General features: G+C 39.4%; 18 protein-coding genes and 1 tRNA gene. 15 read left to right on the forward strand and 4 right to left on the reverse strand.

What is annotated here, in order from left to right; genetic code table 11:
* Positions 1-29 precede the first annotated feature (29 nt).
* Genes IT6_RS00305 through IT6_RS00320 form a run of 4 tightly spaced genes read left to right on the forward strand, consistent with a single transcriptional unit; the run spans position 30 to position 4,392 of the window.
* The gene (locus IT6_RS00305) at positions 30-1,178 is read left to right on the forward strand and encodes a hydrogenase small subunit (protein ID WP_305791982.1); all 1,149 of its coding nucleotides are present in this window, start codon (positions 30-32) and stop codon (positions 1,176-1,178) included.
* On the forward strand, positions 1,150-2,952 hold the full coding sequence (locus IT6_RS00310) for a nickel-dependent hydrogenase large subunit (RefSeq protein WP_206828395.1): 1,803 nt from the start codon (positions 1,150-1,152) through the stop codon (positions 2,950-2,952). Before IT6_RS00305 ends, IT6_RS00310 begins: the two co-directional genes overlap by 29 nt.
* Before the next feature lie 5 nt (positions 2,953-2,957).
* Positions 2,958-3,668: a Ni/Fe-hydrogenase, b-type cytochrome subunit gene (gene cybH, locus IT6_RS00315; RefSeq protein WP_206826741.1), complete on the forward strand. Its 711-nt coding sequence runs from the start codon at positions 2,958-2,960 to the stop codon at positions 3,666-3,668.
* Complete coding sequence (locus IT6_RS00320) at positions 3,661-4,392, forward strand: hydrogenase expression/formation C-terminal domain-containing protein (RefSeq protein ID WP_134439226.1); 732 nt, start codon at positions 3,661-3,663, stop codon at positions 4,390-4,392. The genes cybH and IT6_RS00320 overlap by 8 nt, the downstream gene beginning before the upstream one ends.
* On the opposite strand, the gene IT6_RS00325 is transcribed toward IT6_RS00320, so the two are convergent.
* Complete coding sequence (locus IT6_RS00325) at positions 4,370-5,368, reverse strand: hypothetical protein (protein ID WP_206826743.1); 999 nt, start codon at positions 5,366-5,368, stop codon at positions 4,370-4,372. The two genes, IT6_RS00320 and IT6_RS00325, sit on opposite strands and share 23 nt — an antisense overlap.
* 968 nt (positions 5,369-6,336) lie before the next feature.
* Here IT6_RS00325 and sixA point away from each other — a divergent pair.
* From sixA to IT6_RS00375, 10 genes are all read left to right on the forward strand, one after another.
* The gene (sixA, locus tag IT6_RS00330; protein WP_206826745.1) at positions 6,337-6,822 is read left to right on the forward strand and encodes a phosphohistidine phosphatase SixA; all 486 of its coding nucleotides are present in this window, start codon (positions 6,337-6,339) and stop codon (positions 6,820-6,822) included.
* 405 nt (positions 6,823-7,227) lie between these two features.
* Positions 7,228-8,013, forward strand: a complete 786-nt coding sequence (locus IT6_RS00335; RefSeq protein WP_206826747.1) for a hypothetical protein — start codon at positions 7,228-7,230, stop codon at positions 8,011-8,013.
* A 110-nt stretch (positions 8,014-8,123) separates the two neighbouring features.
* Positions 8,124-8,306: a hypothetical protein gene (locus IT6_RS00340; RefSeq protein ID WP_206826749.1), complete on the forward strand. Its 183-nt coding sequence runs from the start codon at positions 8,124-8,126 to the stop codon at positions 8,304-8,306.
* A 127-nt stretch (positions 8,307-8,433) separates the two neighbouring features.
* The gene (locus IT6_RS00345) at positions 8,434-8,895 is read left to right on the forward strand and encodes a Slp family lipoprotein (protein ID WP_206826751.1); all 462 of its coding nucleotides are present in this window, start codon (positions 8,434-8,436) and stop codon (positions 8,893-8,895) included.
* A gap of 449 nt (positions 8,896-9,344) precedes the next feature.
* Entirely contained in the window at positions 9,345-10,613 is a 1,269-nt protein-coding gene (locus IT6_RS00350; RefSeq protein WP_206826753.1) for a glycosyltransferase, read from the forward strand.
* A gap of 675 nt (positions 10,614-11,288) precedes the next feature.
* Entirely contained in the window at positions 11,289-11,774 is a 486-nt protein-coding gene (locus tag IT6_RS00355) for a hypothetical protein (protein WP_206826755.1), read from the forward strand.
* 224 nt (positions 11,775-11,998) lie between these two features.
* Positions 11,999-12,166 carry a hypothetical protein gene (locus IT6_RS00360; protein WP_206826756.1) on the forward strand — a complete coding sequence of 56 codons (168 nt, stop codon included), beginning with the start codon at positions 11,999-12,001 and terminating at the stop codon, positions 12,164-12,166.
* Between the two features lie 450 nt (positions 12,167-12,616).
* Positions 12,617-13,228, forward strand: coding sequence for an NAD(P)H:quinone oxidoreductase (gene wrbA, locus IT6_RS00365; protein ID WP_206826761.1), 612 nt, complete (start codon positions 12,617-12,619; stop codon positions 13,226-13,228).
* Between the two features lie 5 nt (positions 13,229-13,233).
* Entirely contained in the window at positions 13,234-15,069 is a 1,836-nt protein-coding gene (locus IT6_RS00370; RefSeq protein ID WP_206826762.1) for a glycoside hydrolase family 15 protein, read from the forward strand.
* A gap of 280 nt (positions 15,070-15,349) precedes the next feature.
* Positions 15,350-15,919, forward strand: coding sequence for a hypothetical protein (locus tag IT6_RS00375; RefSeq protein ID WP_134440900.1), 570 nt, complete (start codon positions 15,350-15,352; stop codon positions 15,917-15,919).
* A gap of 450 nt (positions 15,920-16,369) precedes the next feature.
* On the opposite strand, the gene IT6_RS00380 is transcribed toward IT6_RS00375, so the two are convergent.
* The 3 genes from IT6_RS00380 to queD form a co-directional block, all read right to left on the reverse strand.
* A tRNA-Ala gene (locus IT6_RS00380) sits at positions 16,370-16,445 on the reverse strand.
* Positions 16,446-16,524: 79 nt separating this feature from the next.
* Positions 16,525-18,000, reverse strand: a complete 1,476-nt coding sequence (gene lysS, locus IT6_RS00385) for a lysine--tRNA ligase (RefSeq protein ID WP_206826764.1) — start codon at positions 17,998-18,000, stop codon at positions 16,525-16,527.
* 46 nt (positions 18,001-18,046) lie between these two features.
* Entirely contained in the window at positions 18,047-18,409 is a 363-nt protein-coding gene (queD, locus tag IT6_RS00390) for a 6-carboxytetrahydropterin synthase QueD (RefSeq protein WP_134440902.1), read from the reverse strand.
* Between the two features lie 349 nt (positions 18,410-18,758).
* Between queD and IT6_RS00395 the strand changes: the two genes are divergently transcribed.
* A complete protein-coding gene (locus IT6_RS00395) occupies positions 18,759-19,691 on the forward strand; it encodes an aldo/keto reductase (protein ID WP_134440903.1) in 933 nt (310 codons plus the stop codon).
* Positions 19,692-19,701: the final 10 nt, after the last annotated feature.

Raw genomic sequence — 19,701 nt, forward strand, 5'->3', positions numbered from 1 at the left:
AACATATAATGGGGATAAAACGGGGAGTTATGGACGACGACTCTTTTTATTCCTTAATTCAAAGACAGGGTATTAGCCGGAGAAGTTTTCTCAAGTTTTGTACCTTTTCAGCTCTAAGCTTGGGTTTTGGTCTAGAAATGGTTCCCGAAATTGTCCATGCTTTTGAAACCAAACCACGGCTTCCCGTCGTGTGGTTACATGGGCTGGAATGTACCTGTTGTTCTGAATCTTTTATCCGTTCTGGACATCCTTTGGTCAAAGACGTCCTGCTTTCAATGATTTCCTTGGATTATGATGATACGCTTATGGCCGCTTCGGGAGAACAGGCTGAGAAATCTTTGCGACAGACCATTGAGGATTACAAAGGAAAATATCTTTTGGCTGTAGAAGGCAATCCACCGACCAAGGAAGAGGGGATGTTTTGCATTGTTGGGGGTAAACCGTTTATAGAACAGCTGAGGTGGGCTGCAAAAGATGCAAAAGCGATTATCGCCTGGGGTAGTTGTGCTTCTTCAGGTTGTGTGCAAGCGGCAAAACCTAACCCTACAGGGGCTGTCCCCATACATGAAGTGATAAAGGATAAACCGGTTATTCGTATTCCAGGATGTCCTCCTATTGCTGAGGTCATGACGGGGATTATTACCTATATGGTTACCTTCGATCGGCTACCTGAGCTTGATTTTCGCAATAGGCCAAAGATGTTTTATAGCCAGAGGATTCATGATAAATGCTATAGACGGGGTCATTTTGATGCCGGTCAGTTTGTCGAGCGTTGGGATGATGAAGGGGCCAAAAAAGGATACTGTTTATACAAGGTTGGCTGTCGTGGGCCTACGACCTATAACGGTTGTTCGACTACACGGTGGAATGGGGGAGTTTCTTTTCCAATCCAAGCGGGACATGGATGTATTGGTTGTTCTGAAGATGGTTTTTGGGATAACGGTCCTTTTTATAGTCGGCTGTCCAATATTAATGTGTTAGGGGTAGAGACCGATGCCGATAAGATTGGATTTAGTCTTCTCGGAGCGGCTGGAGCAGCTATGGCCGTTCATGCTATAGCTAGCGGTGTTTTTAAAAATAAGATCAAGAAAGCAACTGCCCAGTCTCCTAAAAGTGGATCTGTAGAAAACATGCTAGAGGAAAGAAAAGATCGTGAACGACCTAAAGAAAACTCCTGAAGGATTTAGCTTGGATAAAACGGGAAAGAGGATTGTCGTCGATCCTGTAACAAGGATAGAAGGGCACCTGCGCTGTGAAGTAAACATCGATTCGGCTAATGTGATTCGCAATGCGGTCTCCAGCGGCACAATGTGGAGAGGAATTGAGCTGATTGTAAAAGGAAGGGATCCAAGAGATGTTTGGGCATTTACCCAGAGAATATGCGGGGTTTGCACGGGTGTTCATGCTTTGGCTTCCGTAAGGGCTGTGGAAAATGCTCTGGGTATAACAATTCCCGAAAATGCTCATTGCATACGTACGATCATGCATCTGACACAAATGGTTCATGATCACCTAGTGCATTTTTATCATCTTCATGCCTTGGATTGGGTGGATGTTGTCAGTTGCTTAAAAGCTGATCCTCAAAAGACTACTGAAATAGCACAAAAAATTTCTTCCTATCCTCTTTCTTCCCCGGGTTATTTTTCCGATGTGCAAAATCGACTCAAGCAGTTTGTGGAAAGTGGTCAGCTTGGGTTGTTTAAAAATGGATATTGGGGGCATCCTGCTTATAAACTGCCACCCGAAGTTAATCTTCTGGCTGTTGCACACTACCTTGAAGCACTCGATTTTCAAAGAAATATCGTAAAAATTCATACCGTTTTTGGAGGAAAAAATCCTCATCCCAATTGGCTTGTGGGTGGGGTTCCTTGTGCAATCAATATCGATGAAACCATGGGGGCTGGAGCTCCAGTGAACATGGCACAGCTTAACTTGGTTTCTTCGATTATAGACAGAACGGTGACATTTGTCGAGCAAGTCTATCTGCCTGATATTTTGGCTATTGGTTCCTACTACAAAGACTGGCTTTATGGGGGAGGACTTTCTTCTAAAAATGTTCTTTCCTATGGGGAAATCCCCGATAAAGCTAATGATTATTCAGCCTCTAATCTTTTGATTCCCCGGGGAGCGATAATCAATGGGGATTTAAAAAATATTCAAGAAGTTGATTTGCAAGATAGTTCACAAATTCGAGAATATGTTTTCCATTCGTGGTATCGCTACCCCGATCCAGCTGAAAGCAGGCATCCATGGGAGGGCATAACTGAGCCTCAGTTCATCTTAGGACCAAATACGAAAGGAAGCAAAACGCACATCGAACAGTTGGATGAAGAAGCAAAGTATTCCTGGATAAAGGCCCCCCGTTACAAGAGCAAGGCTATGGAAGTAGGTCCTTTAGCAAGGTTTATCATTGGGTATGCTTCCGGTAGGGAAGATTTTAAGGAACCGGTCCAAAGAGCTTTAAGTCAACTGGGAGTGCCTTTCGAAGCTCTATTTTCGACTTTAGGTCGAACATTAGCCAGGGCCTTGGAAGCCGACTGGTGTGCAAAGATGTTAAAGAAATTTTATCAAAGGCTTCTAGGAAATATCTCCTCTGGACAAACCGCTACAGCGGATACCACTAAATGGGATCCTAGCCGTTGGCCTTCTGAAGCCAAGGGTGTTGGTTTTGTAGAAGCTCCACGAGGTTCTCTGGGTCATTGGATTCGTATAAAAAATGGCAAGATAGAAAATTACCAAGCAGTTGTTCCTACTACTTGGAATGGTTCACCCCGAGATCCCCAGGGAAACATTGGAGCTTTCGAAGCTTCTTTGCTTGACACTCCGCTGGCAAAACCCGAAGAACCTCTTGAAATATTACGCACGCTTCACAGTTTTGATCCCTGCCTTGCCTGTTCTACTCATGTTATCGATTTGAGAGGAAGAGAGCTTGCCCTGGTAAGAATTTTATAAAAACCATGGAAACAGAAGTAGAAAAAAAATGGGTGACAAAAGCCGTTTATGTGTACGAGGCTCCCATTAGGCTATGGCATTGGATTAATGCAGCCTCGATTTTTGTTTTAGCGATTAGTGGTTATCTGATCGCCCATCCTCCCCCAAGTATTGGAGGAGAAGCCTTTGGTCATTTCGAGTTTGCTTATATTAGATATATCCATTTTATCGCTGCATTGGTGTTTGACGTGGGCCTGATGGTAAGAATCTACTGGGCTTTGGTAGGGAATAGGTTTGGTCGAGATTTTCTTCATTTAGCTCTATTCGAAAAATCTTTCTGGATCGAAGTGATAAAGAAAATCAAATGGTATCTTTTTCTTGAAAAAGAACCCATAGTATATGAGGGAGCAGACCCCTTAAACCGACTTGCCACTTTTTTAGTCTTTATTCTCGACTGGTTTATGCTCATTACGGGCCTAGCCTTGTTTGGTGAAATGGATGGGATGGGAACATGGGCTTATTACCTTTTTACAATTTGGATCATTCCTATCTTTGGCAGTAGCCAAACTCTTCATAGTTTTCATCATCTCGGGATGTGGCTTTTTGCTTCTTTTGTCCTTGTCCATGTTTATGTCGTTGTTCGAGAAGACATCTTAGGAAGGGTGTCGGTCATTGAAACGATGGTCAACGGCTGGAGAGTAATCCGTGGTGGTCAGCTAAGTAAAAAGGATGCATAAGCTTTTTGAAAAGATATACCTATCTTTTGTTGAACAAGAGGAAGGAAAAGAGCCCGACCAGATTTTTCTTGATGAAAATCAAGCATTGGAACAGCTCTTACATTTTCTAAAGGGAGGAGAGGTTGAGGTTGTTTTCGAAACGAATCCAAGGCTTACAATTGTGGAAAGTCAAATTTGTGGTCTTTGGGCTGCTTTCCAATCTGGAAAGCTTAAGTGGCTTGAGGTAGGCAACTTGCCTAAAAGGTTGATTGAATTTCAAAGTCACCTTCCTTCGATCTCTTTGCTTAGTCTTAAAGAACTTTCTAATCTCCCCCAAGATGGATTGATGAATGCACCCTATCTTCTCGTGGAGATGAGCCGATTAGCAAAAGTATATGATTTTACAAAAGCATCAAAAGTGATTCCTCTGAGTCTTTTGCCCTTATCGCTAGCAGACCAACAGCTCTTAAACGAAACGTTAGGTTATGGGAAGGTTACGATTCAGATTAAGGGCTATGGGCACTGCTTGATTAAAAACTCCGGTTATAAGAATCTTTGGTGGGTTGAAGATTTCAATGTAGAAGGGAAAAGTATTTTCAAAGCAATAGAGATTGTTTCTATTCCTTCACTTGTTATGGCAGCAAAAGAAGACATGCAAAGGGGGCTTTCTAAAGTAAGAAAACTAAAAGAAAGTTTTATGGATCAAAATTCGATCAATGAAGTTATGGAGAAAAAACACGAATAAGAGGAGAAAAAAAGTCTTTGGCTCCGTCTGAACTGCCTTCTTGTTCGACCTTAGGTATATTTTCAAGTTTGATGCGCACGATAAGTCCTCCAGCCTTTACGATTTCTTCAACACGGGCGGGATGATTCTTTGGAATTTCAATTACCGATTTTTTAGGGATCTTGAGATTAGGGATATCTGAAACGAAAATCGCGCTGTCATATCTCTCTCCAAAAGGGAAAATGATTCCGGCAGAGATGACCCCTTCAACAATTCTTCGGGTTGCCAGTCCTGCTTCATGAGCGATGAAAAGACCGTCTTTAAGCGGGCTGTCCACTGAAAAACGTCCATAAGTCCATGTTTCTATAGGATGAGGACCTCTTTTTTTCAATGCCCTTTCAATATCTGAAAAATGGACTACAAGGGGTTGGTCAGCTATTTGTTCTTCAGGATTATTACTTCCTTCGATCTGCCCATTGGCGAAGGCTTCTTTTTGTTGTCGAGTTTCTTTTTTGGCTTTTTTCTTATCGACCTTTTCTGCCTTGGGGATAGATAGAATTCGAGGGGGAGCAGAAAGTCTTAGGCGGGCATAAAAGCAATTGGATTGAATCATTTCAATTACCTCTGCAGGTTCAGATTTTGTAATTTCAAATCGCATGCCTTCTTTCATGGCTGGAATGGGAAAATCAGCTTCACAAACGGCTATCTGAACAATCACTTCCATAGGAGAAACCGTAAATGGAGTGATTTTTTGAAGGAAACCATAGCTGAGCAGCTTGGGATAGCTAGCGGCAAATACCCCGTCTTTAACCTCTCCCCATGCTGTAAATTCTCCATAAGTCCAAACATTGTGAGGTTTTGTTCCTAATTGAGTTAATTTTTTATGAAGCTCTGAAAAAGCGATGATTTTTTCTTTGACAAAAGATTTAGAGCCGAAGGCAAGAGAAAAAAAGCAGTGCGATCCTAATAAAAAACCTAACAAAAAGAGGATTTTCAAAAATCTATATGTTAAACCTTTCAATTTTAGGCCTTTTGTAAGCTAAAAATTCACAAATTGTTGTTTTTTTTACAAATATAATTGTAATCTTTTAGCTCAAAGGCCTTATCTATTGTAAAGAGAATGTTTGTGCGTTTTTACCAGAGAAAAATCTGAATTAAAGGGTAGGGGAAAAAGGGTAATAAACGAAGTCAAGGCTATAAATAAAGCTTGTAGACCCTTTTATCCATCAAAAATAATATTATAACCTACATCTCTATAGGTGTTTTTCCCGCCCTCTTAAACCTTTTACCGTTTTGTTTCAATTCTTATCGTATTTAGCGAATATTTAGCCTCTTTACAGGCTTATTGGTCTTTCCTGACCATCTTCTTATGGATTCGGATGCTTTGATAGGCCCAATTTTTATTCCGCAGGGATAAATTAGTTTATGTCAGGCTACAAAAAAAGGCCAGAGAGATGCATGTGTATTCGGTTTTTCAAGCTGGATATTTCAAAAACTATTTTTCACAAGATAATCGCAGAGAGTTTTTGCTTTTTCTTTAAAAGTTTTCCCTCATTCGAGCTCCAATCACAAAAGGTATACATCAGAAGAAAACATCGCTAATACATCTTTGCTATTGGTACCGAAGCCTACATAAGAATAACACTGAATATTTTAGTCTTTTAGCAAGAATCCATCAAATTTCTATTTTTATTGTCCTTGCCTTTAGAAAAAGAATTGCGCAGTAGCTTGCGGAAAGAGCTTCATTGATGAGGGAATACAATATGGTTTTGATTGCATTAAGTGTTAATTGCGTGGCTAATAATGTTTCTGACAGAAAAGAGAATTGAAAACAGAATATTGGGCGTGCATTAGGGGTCCTTTCGTTGAAAGCTTGGAGTTTGCTAGGGTTGAATACATTGATATGGAAGAGAAAAAAAGTGAAATATTTTTCGATGCCCAATTCTTGATAAATTATACTAAGCTATGATTCTTTATTTGATCCGTCATGCAACGGCTGAGCCAAAAGCGGAGAGCGATGCGAAAAGAAACTTAACTGCTGAAGGCAAAGAAGAAGCAAAGTGGTTAGGGAAAGGACTGAAAAAGCTAGGAATAAAACCGGATGAAATTTTAAGTAGTCCTTTAAACCGTGCAGTTCAAACGGCTGAAATTATCGCCCAAGCCATGAAGATTGAAAAAAAACCGCTCATTATTCCTGAACTCGAAAATGGTCATCCCACTTCTGAGCTGCTCGAGATTATCAAAAATTACGGTAAACCGTCTTCTCTTTTCCTTGTGGGACACATGCCTAGTCTTGCTGAACATCTGGCGGAATTCTTAGGAGTGAATAGGCCTCAGGCCTTTCCTTTTGATAAGGGCGGGGTTTGTGCTATTCGATCGGATGAAACCATTCGGTTAGGAGTTTGGGAGTTGCGTTTTATGTTACGGCAAGGCCAGATTCGAAAAATGTAACAAAAAGTGACTCACTTCTAAAAAAAAGAAACATTCAGAGTTTTTAAACTCTTCGTTCTTCAATGAGAATCTTATAGCTTTTTCTATTATACTCTCTTTTAATTTTGTATGTCCAAGTATATTCTTACATTAAAAGCGATTCGTTGGTAAAGTTTAGATCCCCCTCTCTCGTTGCATTCAAAATTTGTTATTGAAAATCTGAGAAAGGCTTTTGACGATCAAAAAATCATTTGGATAGAATAAGTTAAAAAGTGAAAAAAAAGATAAGTTAAAAATTCACCACTTCCCTGAGGGTATGATAAATATACAATAGTATTTTAAATTTATTTCAAAATACTTAACATTATATTAATGATAATATAATTTTATTTTTTTATTCCTAATATTTAACGGGAATGTTTGATTATGAACGCTTACGAAAAGTTACTTGCTACCGCTATCCAATTTAGAGAGTTACCCACAGAATGTATTAATCTTGCTACCGATATTCTCGGTTCTATTCTGGCTTATCACTTGGGTAAAAACAACACATTGCAGATTATTGAACGGAATGCCACTGAAAATAAAACATCCTTTCAGCTTGACTATGGAGAGCTTCTTAGGACTATTGAAGAGGCGGGACAACAAGGAATAGGACTTTTAGAGCTCAGTAAAAGGTTCTGTTGTCCAAAAGAATTTTTGATTCAATCCCTAAGCCAATTTCCTGATGAAATTACAGAGATCAACGAGGAGCGAGTTATACATAAAAAATATGTTCAAAAGGAGTCGCATTTCCCTACATTTGCTGGCCGGAAAAGGATTACTGTAGAAAAGTTTCTAAGTCTAATTAAAGATTCTCCTGTACACATTGAAGACTTAGCTTGCAAGTTAGGTGTGAAACCCCCTTCTTTGCGTGTTTTTTTCTCTCGAAATAGGAAAAAATTAAAAAATGTAAAGTTTGAAAAGTCTTATTTCATGATAGTGAATTCTCGGAACAAAAAAACTGAGCCAATTAAGATTAAAAGAGTCCTAGAAATTTTATCTAAATCTGGAGGAAGGATATCCAATCGTGATCTGGCCTTTAAGCTGGGAAAGACCAATAGCCAGCTCTCGGATTGGTGGAGTTCCTTAGTGCGCAGAAAAGCTAAGCAGCTTGAAAAAATAGACTTCGATCCCCTACAAAACGTTTTTGTATTAAAACATAGAGAATAAAACAACCAAGGATTGGATGTGGACAAACGGCTTTATAGGTATTGTCTTGGGCTTATCCGGATTGTGGTAAGATATTAGCGGAGGTAAGTGATATGCACTTTTCTGTGGACATGACGCAACAGCGACCGTGTGGTTATAGAGAATATCATCGAATTTTACGATTGAACCAGCAAGAGCAGAGAGCTATGACTAAACAACACGGTTGCAACAATGTCGAAGCCGCTTATCAATCAAAAAGAGATAGCCGTTTCTGCGAGGCTGTCGGGCTAAGAGCGAAAGCAAGGGTTCTGTAAAACTAGAACCATCCCTTTTAGACTCTACTCTTAGCCATGAAGAAATTCTAGAGAAGGTTTTAAGCAAGACGGCTTCGTTAATCTTTAACTTTTTGAAATTATTTTCTGCTTCACAAATCTTTTTTATATGGGAAAAAAACTTTTAAAGTTTTTTATTTTATTCTGTGTTCTATGGTATAAGGTCCCTGATTGCGAAGCGGGACCCTTTACCAAAGAAGAAAAGAAAATACTTAAAACTCAACCTCCTTTTTCTATTGTCATAGCCCATCCTGAGGGATTCATAGGAGAACGGCTGTTTCTAGGCGGTGAGATTGCTCAAGTACAGAATTTGCCTGATCGATCCCTTATGGAAGTCATCCATAAACCTCTTTCCCGAAGTTTTAAAGTTCCACTATCGACCGATCTCAGCTATGGAAGGTTTATTGTTTCAACCAAAAAATTCTTAGACCCTTCCATTTATACAAGAGGCAAAAGCGTTACAGTTATAGGAAGGCTAAGCCGGGTTCAACGGGGTATTATTGGACAACGTCCTTACAACTATCCGGTTATTTCAGCTTCTCATATTCATCTCTGGTCAGAGTCCTATTAAAACTCATTTCTAACAAAAACTGATTTAAAAAGGGGATGGGGATAGAAAAAGGATAAAAACTTTTTTCATTTAGGGGAAATTCCGAAATGTTTTCTAAGTATTTTTCTAATATTTTTCCCCTTTTTTAGGATTGACTTTTTCTTTTTTTGACATCTGCTAGCACTAGTGGAAAACGAAAAAGATCCCATAGAGCAAACGAAAAAAAAAGAAACTAAAAAAGGCGCATTTACCTTTTTTTTGATTCTTATGATACTTTTTCTTCTCTATTTTGGCGTGTTAATCTTTTCAGCAATTAACCAATCAAGCCCCTATGAAAGAATGTTCCACCGATAAGTTGAGCAGGCAACGAAGAGTGTAGAGAAAAAATCTCTTCCTTATAGTTCAAACATAATAAAATATTGCATCTTATCCTCTGGGTATAGATAATTTCACACTAAAAGTTTATATCGGTGAAAATAGCATGGTTTAGTCCCTTACCCCCTAAAAAGTCGGGAATTGCCGATTTTAGTTTTAATGTTATTCCCTATTTAAAAGCTGTTTCAGATTTAACTCTTTTTGTTGAGGACTATGTTCCCCAGGATTCATTAACAAAGGGCTGTTCGGTAATTTCTTATGTGAAGAAAGATAAAATCGATTGGAAGGTTGGAGAAAAACTAAAAGATTATGATCTTGTGTTTTTTAACATAAGCAATGATTTTCGCTTCCATTCTTATGCCTATGAACTGTTCTTAAAATTCCCTGGGATAGTGATTTTACATGATTATGTATTGCAATTTTTTTATGCGGGCTATTATCTGATCGAAAAAAGGCATTTTGCTGGCTATGTTGAAAAATTCAAAGAACTTTATTCTTCAGATATTATTCATGCCCTATCTATAGGAGAAGGACCCTCGGTCATTCTTAATTTTCTTAAAAAGATCTATGAAGACCAATCGATTATTCAGTATCCCATGAACGAGGAAATCATTTTGAGATCTTTAGGAGTGATCACCCATTCTTTTTTTGCTCAAGGGAAAATTAACACTTTTTTCCCTTCTAAACCAGCTTTCAAAGTTGATCTTCCCTATACTTTAGCTGAGGAAAAGATGATTTGTAGGGATCCAAAGAGCTCTGTTTTATTTTTCCCAGATGGCAAAAAGAAAGTGGTTGCGGCTACTTTTGGCTATGTCTTGCCTAATAAAGCCTACGAGTCTGTTTTTAAGGTTTTACAAAATTCTTCTTTTCTTCGGGAGAACATGGAATATTGGATCATTGGAGGAACGTTCTTCTGGTATAATATCCATAGCCTTATAAAGAAATATCAATTAAAGAACGTTGTTAAAGTTTTTGATTATCAACAACCTAATCAAGTCATCGAACTTCTTTCAAAGTCGGATATCTGCATCGCATTAAGGGCTCCAACCATGGGAGAGGCTTCAAGTTCATTGCTCAACATGATGCTTATAGGCAAACCCGTAGTGGTATTAAATACTGGGTGGTATGCTGAGCTACCTAATGAGTGTGTGATTAAAATCGATCCCTGTTGTTTAGAAAATCAATTGGAAGAAGTCTTACGAAAAGTTATTGAACGTAATATACAGCTTAAAGAAATGGGGATCCGTGCAAGAAAATATGTTTTAACCAATCATTCTCCAAGCCGATACGTCGAACAACTAATCGAGTATGCTTCAAAAATAAATATTAAAACAGAAAAAGAAGAAATTAAACCCCTTACTTAAGCTAATATTAATTTTTTAGTTCAACAGCGTATTGAAACTTGATAAAAACACCTTTTATTTTTGATTCAATTGCCTTTTGTAGCCAGTTTTTATCTCTTTCATTATCAATTTATAATTTAATGAATCTGTTTTTTAGGTGAATTGTTTTAGCTTAAAATCCACGATATGCCTACATGGCTCAATATGAGTTGTCTTGAGTTTAAAAAACAGCTGGATGTCGTGGAAAGCAGGTTTGAGCTATAAGAGTAAGATCTTCCTGTCTCTTGTGAAAACAGTCAAGGGATATCTAGATATCATCAGGTCTGATGACTCACAAATACTGTCTATTCTGTTTCAGCTTTGAATAGTTCGAGAAATTTTGCCTAGATCACGGATCCAAACCCGGTATGATGAATGCCAGATCCTTTTCTCCCAAGGAAAGGATGGTCAATAATCTTTTGTAGATCATTCGCTATATTGCTTACGGCTTTACGGTTTTGCGCAAATCCCAAGAAAGGTCGTTAAATGAGTGAAAGATGATGAAATTAAAAAGGTAATATGTAAGTCTATCCGTCAAAAAATATAACGACTCGTGGCATTTATTAATGAGAATGAGTGATTTTGATGTTAAGATTTAACTCCAAAAATAAAAATTAGAGGATAATCATGAACAAATTGATGTTAATGATTTTATTCATGATCTGGAGTGAAGCTTATTCTTATTCACAACTGTATAACAACACAACGATTGGGAGAGTTGGGAATAGGAACTTGTTTTTATTTAGAATGGGAAACATAACTCAGGGGAGCATAGGTAATGAGAATGTTTTCATGTTGGATTTTCCTCCCACTCGACCATCATATGTTGATATTCCAATTACTCGACCCTATATCAACACAACGATTGGAAGAATTGGAAACAGCAACTTGTTTTTGTTTAGGATGGGAAACATAACTCAAGGGAGCGTTGGAAATCAGAACATTTTCATGTTGGATTTTCCTTTTACCCAATCATCTTACGTTGATATTCCAATTACTAAAACTCGATTTCCTTTATCTACGAGAAGTTCTTCAGAATATGGGTATAACAACAGTTTTTCTGAGCCTATATCAACCCAAAGGATAAATTCCCTACTAGACGAGGATAGTTTTAGCGAGGACTGGGATGACGATGGTTGGTAAACGCATGGGTTTATAGATCTCTTGGTTTTTTGCGTTACGGTAAAGCAGCGATTTCTGATCGATTATTTCAATTGAAAAGGTTCTGAGAGATCTTCGGAGAGCACGAAGAAAACAGCCAACTAACGATTGATCCTATCTCAGCCGGAAGGGATTGCAAGCTAGGTTGAGGAAGCAGCTGTTAAAGGGGGATGCTTTCAAGACTGCTAATAAGCGGATGCTTGTTTGTGCAGCAACAGTCATTTCGAAGATCCACAACGGATGTTGGAGGCGAAGCGGAAGCGTTGAATGGCACCGTTGTGGGAGCACAGGCAGCAACTGCTGCTGCCAATGTGTTACATCTTGATAGAACAATCGGAGAGAACAGCGGCCTAGTCCTACAAGAGATTTCTTAGATCTGGCCTTCCAATTTAGGCTTAACAGGCTCGTTACTACTTAAAAAGGCTTTTAGTGTTAATTATTGTTTATAAAAGCAGTCAACAATTCTGTTACTTTTCCTTTTACTCCCTTTTTAAATAATCTTTATTTTTGTGTTTGCAATATTAATGAAACTTTCTGCAACCGATCTGTTTCGATTGGTTATTTTTATTATACCGATATTTATGATGAATTGAAAATAACGATACACTAACTTTTCAAAAAAAGAGTAATAGTTGATTTTGAAAAATAAAAAAGGGATGAAAAAAGAGTGCGGAGAGTAAAGGCTATCCTTGGCCTTTTTATTGACTTTCTTAAAGAGTCAAAAAGGAAGAATATGCAGAGGAAGGATCTTGTTTTCGAGCTAAAAAGGATGTTTAATCCGCTGAGTATGATTGTTGTGTAGGGAGAGCGAAAGGTCAAAAAAAATGAAGATCTATGTCATCTTTTATTCAATGTACGGCCATACTTACAGAATGGCTGAAGCGGTGGCCGATGGAGCTAGGTCGGTCAAGGGAGCAAATGTCATCCTCAAACGGGTACCTGAAACCTTGAGTCATGAAATTCTGCATAAGATGGGGGCAGTAGAAGCGCAGAAAACTTTTTCCCATATTCCTATCTGTGGCATTGAAGAGCTTGGGGAAGCTGATGCGATTATCTTTGGTACACCCACCCGTTTCGGTAATATGTGTGGCCAGATGCGTCAATTTCTTGATGCAGCAGGAAAACTTTGGCTAAGTGGAAAACTTATTGGAAAGGTAGGCAGTGTCTTTTGTAGTTCTAATACGCAGCATGGTGGGCAAGAAACAACGATATTGACTTTTATGGTTAGCTTGCTTCATCTCGGAATGATCATCGTGGGCCTGCCTTATTCTTTTACCGGCCAGATGGTTGTGGATGAAGTAAGCGGTTGTTCTCCTTATGGTGCTTCGACCATTGCTGGGGGTGCCGGAGAACGCATGCCGACGGAAAATGAGCTTTCTGGAGCAAGATTTCAGGGTAGACATGTGGCGATGATAACTGCAAAACTTGTTCGTTAACAGCTATGGCTTATCAACCTATAGAAAACTATGCAATTATTGGAGACATGCACACGGTGGCGCTCGTCGCCATTGACGGTTCTATCGATTGGTTGTGCATCCCCTTTTTTGATTCACCAAGCATTTTTGGGGCCTTGCTCGATGACGAAAAAGGAGGAAGGTTTAAAATCGCACCTCTTGAGAACACGGTTCGTTGTAAGCAGTTTTATTGGCCAGGGACAAACGTGCTTGTAACCCGCTTTCTTTCTTCTCAAGGAGCAGCTGAACTGACTGATTTCATGCCGATTGAACCGGATACCGAAGGAGGAGTGCATCGATTCAGGCTTATCCGTAGGCTAACCGCTGTTCGGGGAACTATAGACTTTGTTCTTCAATGCTGTCCTGCTTTTAACTATGCTTTAGATCCTCATCAAGCAGAACGTATTACATCAGGGGTTATTTTTTCTAACGATAAACTCAGCCTTGTGCTTTCTACAGATAAGACTTTAAAGATAACGGAAAAGGGTGTGGTGGGTCATTTTACCCTTAAGGAGGGTGAATCTACAGTATTTGCTCTTATCCAGATGACTCCCGGTTCAGAATGGGCAATGCATTTATCGAACAAGGAGGCTGAAAGACTTTTTAGGTTGACTGTAGATTATTGGAGAAGATGGATTGCTCAGTGCCATTACACTGGACGATGGCGAGAAATGGTTTATCGCTCCGCATTAACCTTGAAACTCCTTACTTTTAAACCTACTGGAGCTATTGTCGCTGCGGCCACTACAAGCCTGCCCGAAGAAATCGGGGGGATCCGCAATTGGGATTATCGCTTCAGCTGGATTAGGGATTCTGCTTTTACTGTATATGCTTTCATGCGGCTTGGGTTTACCGAAGAAGCCCAAAGGTACATGGAATTCCTTTCTAGGGTTTATAAGGGTATTTCTAAAGATAAACCTCCCCTTCAAATAATGTATGGGGTTGATGGAAGAACGGACTTAAAGGAGGTTGAACTCCATCATTTGGAAGGATACAAGGGGTCAAGACCGGTTCGTATTGGTAACAACGCTTATCGGCAGGTGCAGCTCGATATCTATGGAGAACTTATTGATGCGATCTATTTGTTCAATAAATATGGGGCTCCAATTTCTTACGATGAATGGCAGGAAGTCAGGCGGTTGATCGACTGGGTCACTGAACATTGGCAACAGGAAGATGAAGGAATATGGGAGGTTAGGGGAAGGCGACATCATTTTATCTATTCGAAACTCATGTGTTGGGTAGCTTTAGACCGCGGCTTAAGGTTAGCGGAAAAAAGATCATTCCCCACCGATGTGACCGAATGGAGAAAAGTTCGTAACGACATTTATTCATATATTATGGAAAGAGGTTGGAATCCAAAAATAAAGAGTTTTGTCCAATATCCTGGAACCGATGCCTTGGATGCTGCTACCCTTATGATGCCTTTAGTTTTGTTCGTTTCTCCAACAGATCCTAAAATTTTGGGAACCCTACAGGCTGTGATGCGTCCGCCCCAAGAAGGAGGCCTCTTAGCCAATAACCTCCTTTATCGGTACAATTTAGATAAAACCGCCGATGGATTAAGGGGAAAAGAAGCTACTTTCAATATCTGTACTTTTTGGCTTGTCGAAGCTTTAGCTAGAGCAGGGCAGTTTCAGCCGGAACTTCTTGAAGAAGCCCATCTTCTTTTTGAACGGATGCTTGGATTTGCCAACCATGTAGGCTTGTATGCTGAGCAAACCGGTTCTAGTGGGGAAGCATTAGGGAATTTTCCCCAAGCTTTTACTCATCTTGCATTGATTAGTTCAGCTTATAACTTGGATAAAACTCTTGGGACCTAGGGATAATCTTTCAAGAAAGTTATCTGATCTAGAGGTTTTATAGATTTTTCTTTATTTATTTTTGATCAATGAATTAGAGAGGCAAAATCTGAAAGAAAAGCTTACTGTTTTTCTGAATCGATCTTGATAAGACTATGGATAAAAAATCGTTTTTGAATTTCATCAATGTATTAACAAAAAAACGATGAGATAGATAAAAATTTTTGTTAAAATGATTTTTTTTCTTTCTTTAAAATTGGTTTTTATTCAAAATGATATTACATTAAATACCTTTAATGACATGAAATCCTTACTGTTATTTTTGGTTGGAACGATAGGGATTTTTTTATCCATCCCTTCAATTTCTTTTGCTGATTGTGGTCATGTTTGTAATAAAAATGCGGGCCGTTTTAAATGTCCTGTTGTGGAAAAAGATGGCTATGCAGTACACATGGACCTTTACACCCATAAATCGATCTATCAAGGGGAAACTTTTTGTGACAATGTTCCCGATCCAGGACAGGCGACAATTGTTGTCGATTTGATTAATGCCAAGGCAAAAACAACGCCGGTATCGGTTAAGCTTTTTTCTGAAAATAACAAACTCATTCAATCCCTGCCCCCCAAGGCTTACCCAGGAGGGACCATTTCAGTTCCCGCCTACTTAGAAAGAGGAAAGTATCGATTAGAAGTGGTTATGCAGGATAAAGGAGCTCAGCAGGTAAGCTTCGATTTTCCTTTTGTAGTGGCTATAAAACCTTGGAGCTATTATGTTACCCAAAGTAAAGCGGGCATTTTGCTCTTAGCGATGGGTCTAGTAACAGTTTTAAGCATGTCACTTTCTCGGCTGGATTGGGTATTGAGGAGATAAAAGTTTTTTATCCCTTGGAATTATTCTTTGATTTGATGGATGGAGAAAGGGATCCTTGTTGGCCTATTAAGAACAGAGTCATGGTTATTGGCTGAAAGTTTTGTTTTTAGGAAAAACCTTTTTTCTCATAGATCTCTTTTAGAGATTTTATTCATTTATCGCTGATCGCTTTTCAAAGTCAGGATTAACTATTTTATGACAACTTATTTATTCTCACTTGGCAATTCCAAGAGGAGTTCCTAATTGTCGTCTACGCACGAGGGGGCTGGGATAAGGGTGACTACAAAGATAATGAAATCCCGCCGAAAATATCGGGCGAAGTCCGAAAGCAAGCGGGCAAAAAGAAAAGTAGAAGTCTTAAGGGAAATGAATTTTTGCCCGCTCGTCAATACCGCATTTTTGCGCTCCGCGCAAGTGAAAAAGCAGGCAAAATTCCTGAAAGTAAAATACTGGTGGAGGTTAGGGGATTCGAACCCCTGACCTTCTCATTGCGAACGAGACGCTCTACCAACTGAGCTAAACCCCCTTTTTTTTCCATTAACATTCAATTCTTTTGTGCAAATTCAAGATAAAAGAACGGTGTTATGTTTTCTACTTTAAAAAAATCAGTCCGGTTTCTTTGATTCTTCCTTGGGGCGTAGTAGGGGGAAAAGGATAACATCCCGGATCGATTCCTGGGCAGTTAAGAGCATTGTTAGCCGATCAATTCCTAATCCTATTCCTCCAGCCGGAGGCATGCCATACTCTAAAGCAAGCAGAAATTCTTCATCAATCTTCTGTTTTTCTTCTCCAGCCTGTTTTTCAAGCCTGCTTCTCTGAACTAACGGATCGTTGAGCTCGCTGTAACCGGGAGCAAGTTCCTGCCCGTTAACTATTAATTCAAAGACATCTACAAACTGGGGATCCTCTTTTTTCTGTTTAGCCAAGGGAACAAAATCGGTTGGAAATTCTGTGACAAAGAGAGGTCCGACTGTCTTGGCTTCCACCTGTTTTTCGAAAAGATGTCTGCAGATGTCACTTTCTGTAAATCCTTCCTTGATTTCGACTTCGTAGTGTTCGGCAAGTCTTCTTTTTCCTTCGCTGTTTAATTTAAACCAATCTTCTCCGATCGCTTCTTGAAGGACTTCTCGGAAAGGTTTCCTTGGCCAGGGGGGAGTTAAATCTATAACTTGACCTTCACCCAGATGCTTTGAAGCCGGAAACTTTAAGGTTCCTAACACTTTTTCAGCAACTGTAGAGATCATTTCTTCTAAGAGATTAGCCATCGACTGAAAATCCCCATAAGCCTGGTAGGCTTCCAGCATTGTAAACTCAGGGTTATGCTTTCGAGAAATACCTTCGTTGCGAAAGTTACGATTGAGCTCGAAAATCTTTTCTAACCCCCCAACCAGAAGTCTTTTCAGGTAGAGTTCGGGAGCTATTCTTAAGTAAAGAGAGATGCCTAGAGCTTCATGGAAAGTCTTGAAAGGATTGGCTGCTGCTCCTCCAGCAATGGTCTGCATCATTGGGGTTTCGACTTCTATAAAGCCTTTTTGATGCAAGAAATTACGGATCTCCTTGACTATTTGGCTGCGGTACAAAAAGATTTTTTTGACATCCGGATTCATAATCAGGTCAAGGTATCTTTGCCTATAACGGGCTTCGACATCGTGGAGTCCGTGCCACTTAGAGGGAAGGGGACGAAGTGATTTTACTAGAAGCTGCCAACTTTTAATCCGAATCGTTTTTTCTTTTGTTTTAGTGAAAAAACAGCTCCCTTCTACTCCAAGAATATCACCAATGTCGAGCTGCTTAAGTTGGTTAAAGGCAAGTTCGCCACAGGATTGAGGATTTGCATAGATCTGAATCTTTGAGCTTTGATCCTGGACATGGGCAAAAAAGCTCTTGCCCATATCTCGAATCGAAAGAATTCGGCCTGCAATCCGGACTTCTTGGTTTTCTATAAACTGGGCCACAATGTGTTCAATTGGTCGTGTATCGAAAAAAGGTTGTCCGAATGGGTCGATACCTTGTGATTTCCAATAGTTAAGTTTTTCTCTACGAAGTCTAAGTAATTCTGATTCTGGGTTCGTCGAAGACATGGCCATTGTTCTTTTATTCCATGAAAAAAGGTTGTAAAATTAAAGCTTAATCTCCCCTGTAAATGCAACGAGTTCGAGCTGTTTCTTGGATAGTAATTTCAAAAAGGCCGGGAAGTTTGTCTTTAAGTTTATTCCAAAACCATCCCGCTAGGTTTTCTATGGTAGGGTTTTTTAGACCTTCGATATCGTTGAGATATTGATGGTCTAATTGATCTATGAGAGGAGAAACAGCTTCAGAAATTTTTCCATGATCGTAAAGGATCCCTTTTTGAGGATCCACTTCTCCTCGGACAGCTACGGTTAGTTTAAAGCTGTGTCCATGAATTCTTTGGCATTTGTGACCTTCAGGAAATGAAGGCAAGGCTTGTGCCGCTTCAAAGTCGAAGTCTTTGGATAAAATGACATGCATGGGGTTCTTTTTTTTTGATTTCTCACGTAGGGTTAATTTTGGACAAATGAACAAATATTCAATAAAATAATAAGGCAATAATTTTAATAGTTTGTCTGTAAAAAAGAAACAATAAAAGGATTTGAGCAGCTGATTCTTAATGGTTGTGCATTATTGAGCAATTAGATATGCTGAATTTAATTGCATGATAGGGCTTGGCCCTGAGTACTGTGGATGTTCTAGCCTATGAAGAGAAGAAAGGCTTTTGTTCGAGTCAAAAAGCACATTTCCGGCCTCATTAAACCAACAATTATATCTTTTGAGCAGGATTGAGTAAAGGCTAACGGAACTGTTTATGAGGAAGTAAACGATGGAATACACCATTTTGGGCAAGACCGGTTTTAGGGTTTCGAGACTGGGAATAGGCACGGCAGAAATAGGTTTTGAACGCATGCCTTTAGCTTCTGTCTCCGAGCTTCTTCTCTTTGCTCTTGACCATGGGATTAATGTTTTGGATACGGCACGAGGTTATGAATCTTCCGAAGAATTAATAGGTAAAGCTATTGGTCATCGCAGGAGAGATTTCATTATTGTTTCTAAGTGTGGTTATGGGGAAATTGAAGGCATGGAGTCTTTGCCTCCCTGGTCTAAAAAAAAGATTACCGCTTCAGTAGATCAGTCTTTAAAGAAATTAAGGACTGATCATATCGATATCATGCTTCTTCATACCTGTACAAAAGATGTTCTTCAGAAAGGAGAAGCTTTAGAAGCATTACTTATAGCACAGCAAAAGGGAAAAATCCGATTTATCGGTTATTCAGGGGATAATGAAGACGGTCTTTTTGCTTTAAGTCTTGAGCCAATCGATGTCGTTGAGATTAGTCTTAATGTTACCGATCAGTATAATGCAGAGAAGCTGTTGCCATTGGCTAAAGAAAAAAAGGTAGGAGTTTTAGTGAAAAGACCCTTGGGAAACTGCCCATGGAAGGATCCTTTGGAGTTAAGCCCCCAGTACGGCCGTGAATATGGAGAGGAATATCGAAGGAGATTTAAAGCAATGGGGTTAAAAGCTGCTGATTTGGGTATTGAGGAAGATGGGTGGGCAGAGTTTTTCCTCCGTTTTGTCCTCTCTTTCCCTGAAATTCATGTGGTATTGATCGGTGTAACCAAATTAGAGCATCTGGTCCAAGACATACAAACTTTAAAAAAGGGAGTACTTCCTCAACCCGTGTGGCATAAAGTCAGGGAGAGTTTTATAAAAGCACAAAGCTTATCGGGAAGCATATGGCTTGGCCAGGGCTAGTATAAGTATG

Origin of the sequence: Methylacidiphilum caldifontis (assembly GCF_017310505.1) — a bacterium.
Lineage (GTDB): Bacteria > Verrucomicrobiota > Verrucomicrobiia > Methylacidiphilales > Methylacidiphilaceae > Methylacidiphilum > Methylacidiphilum caldifontis.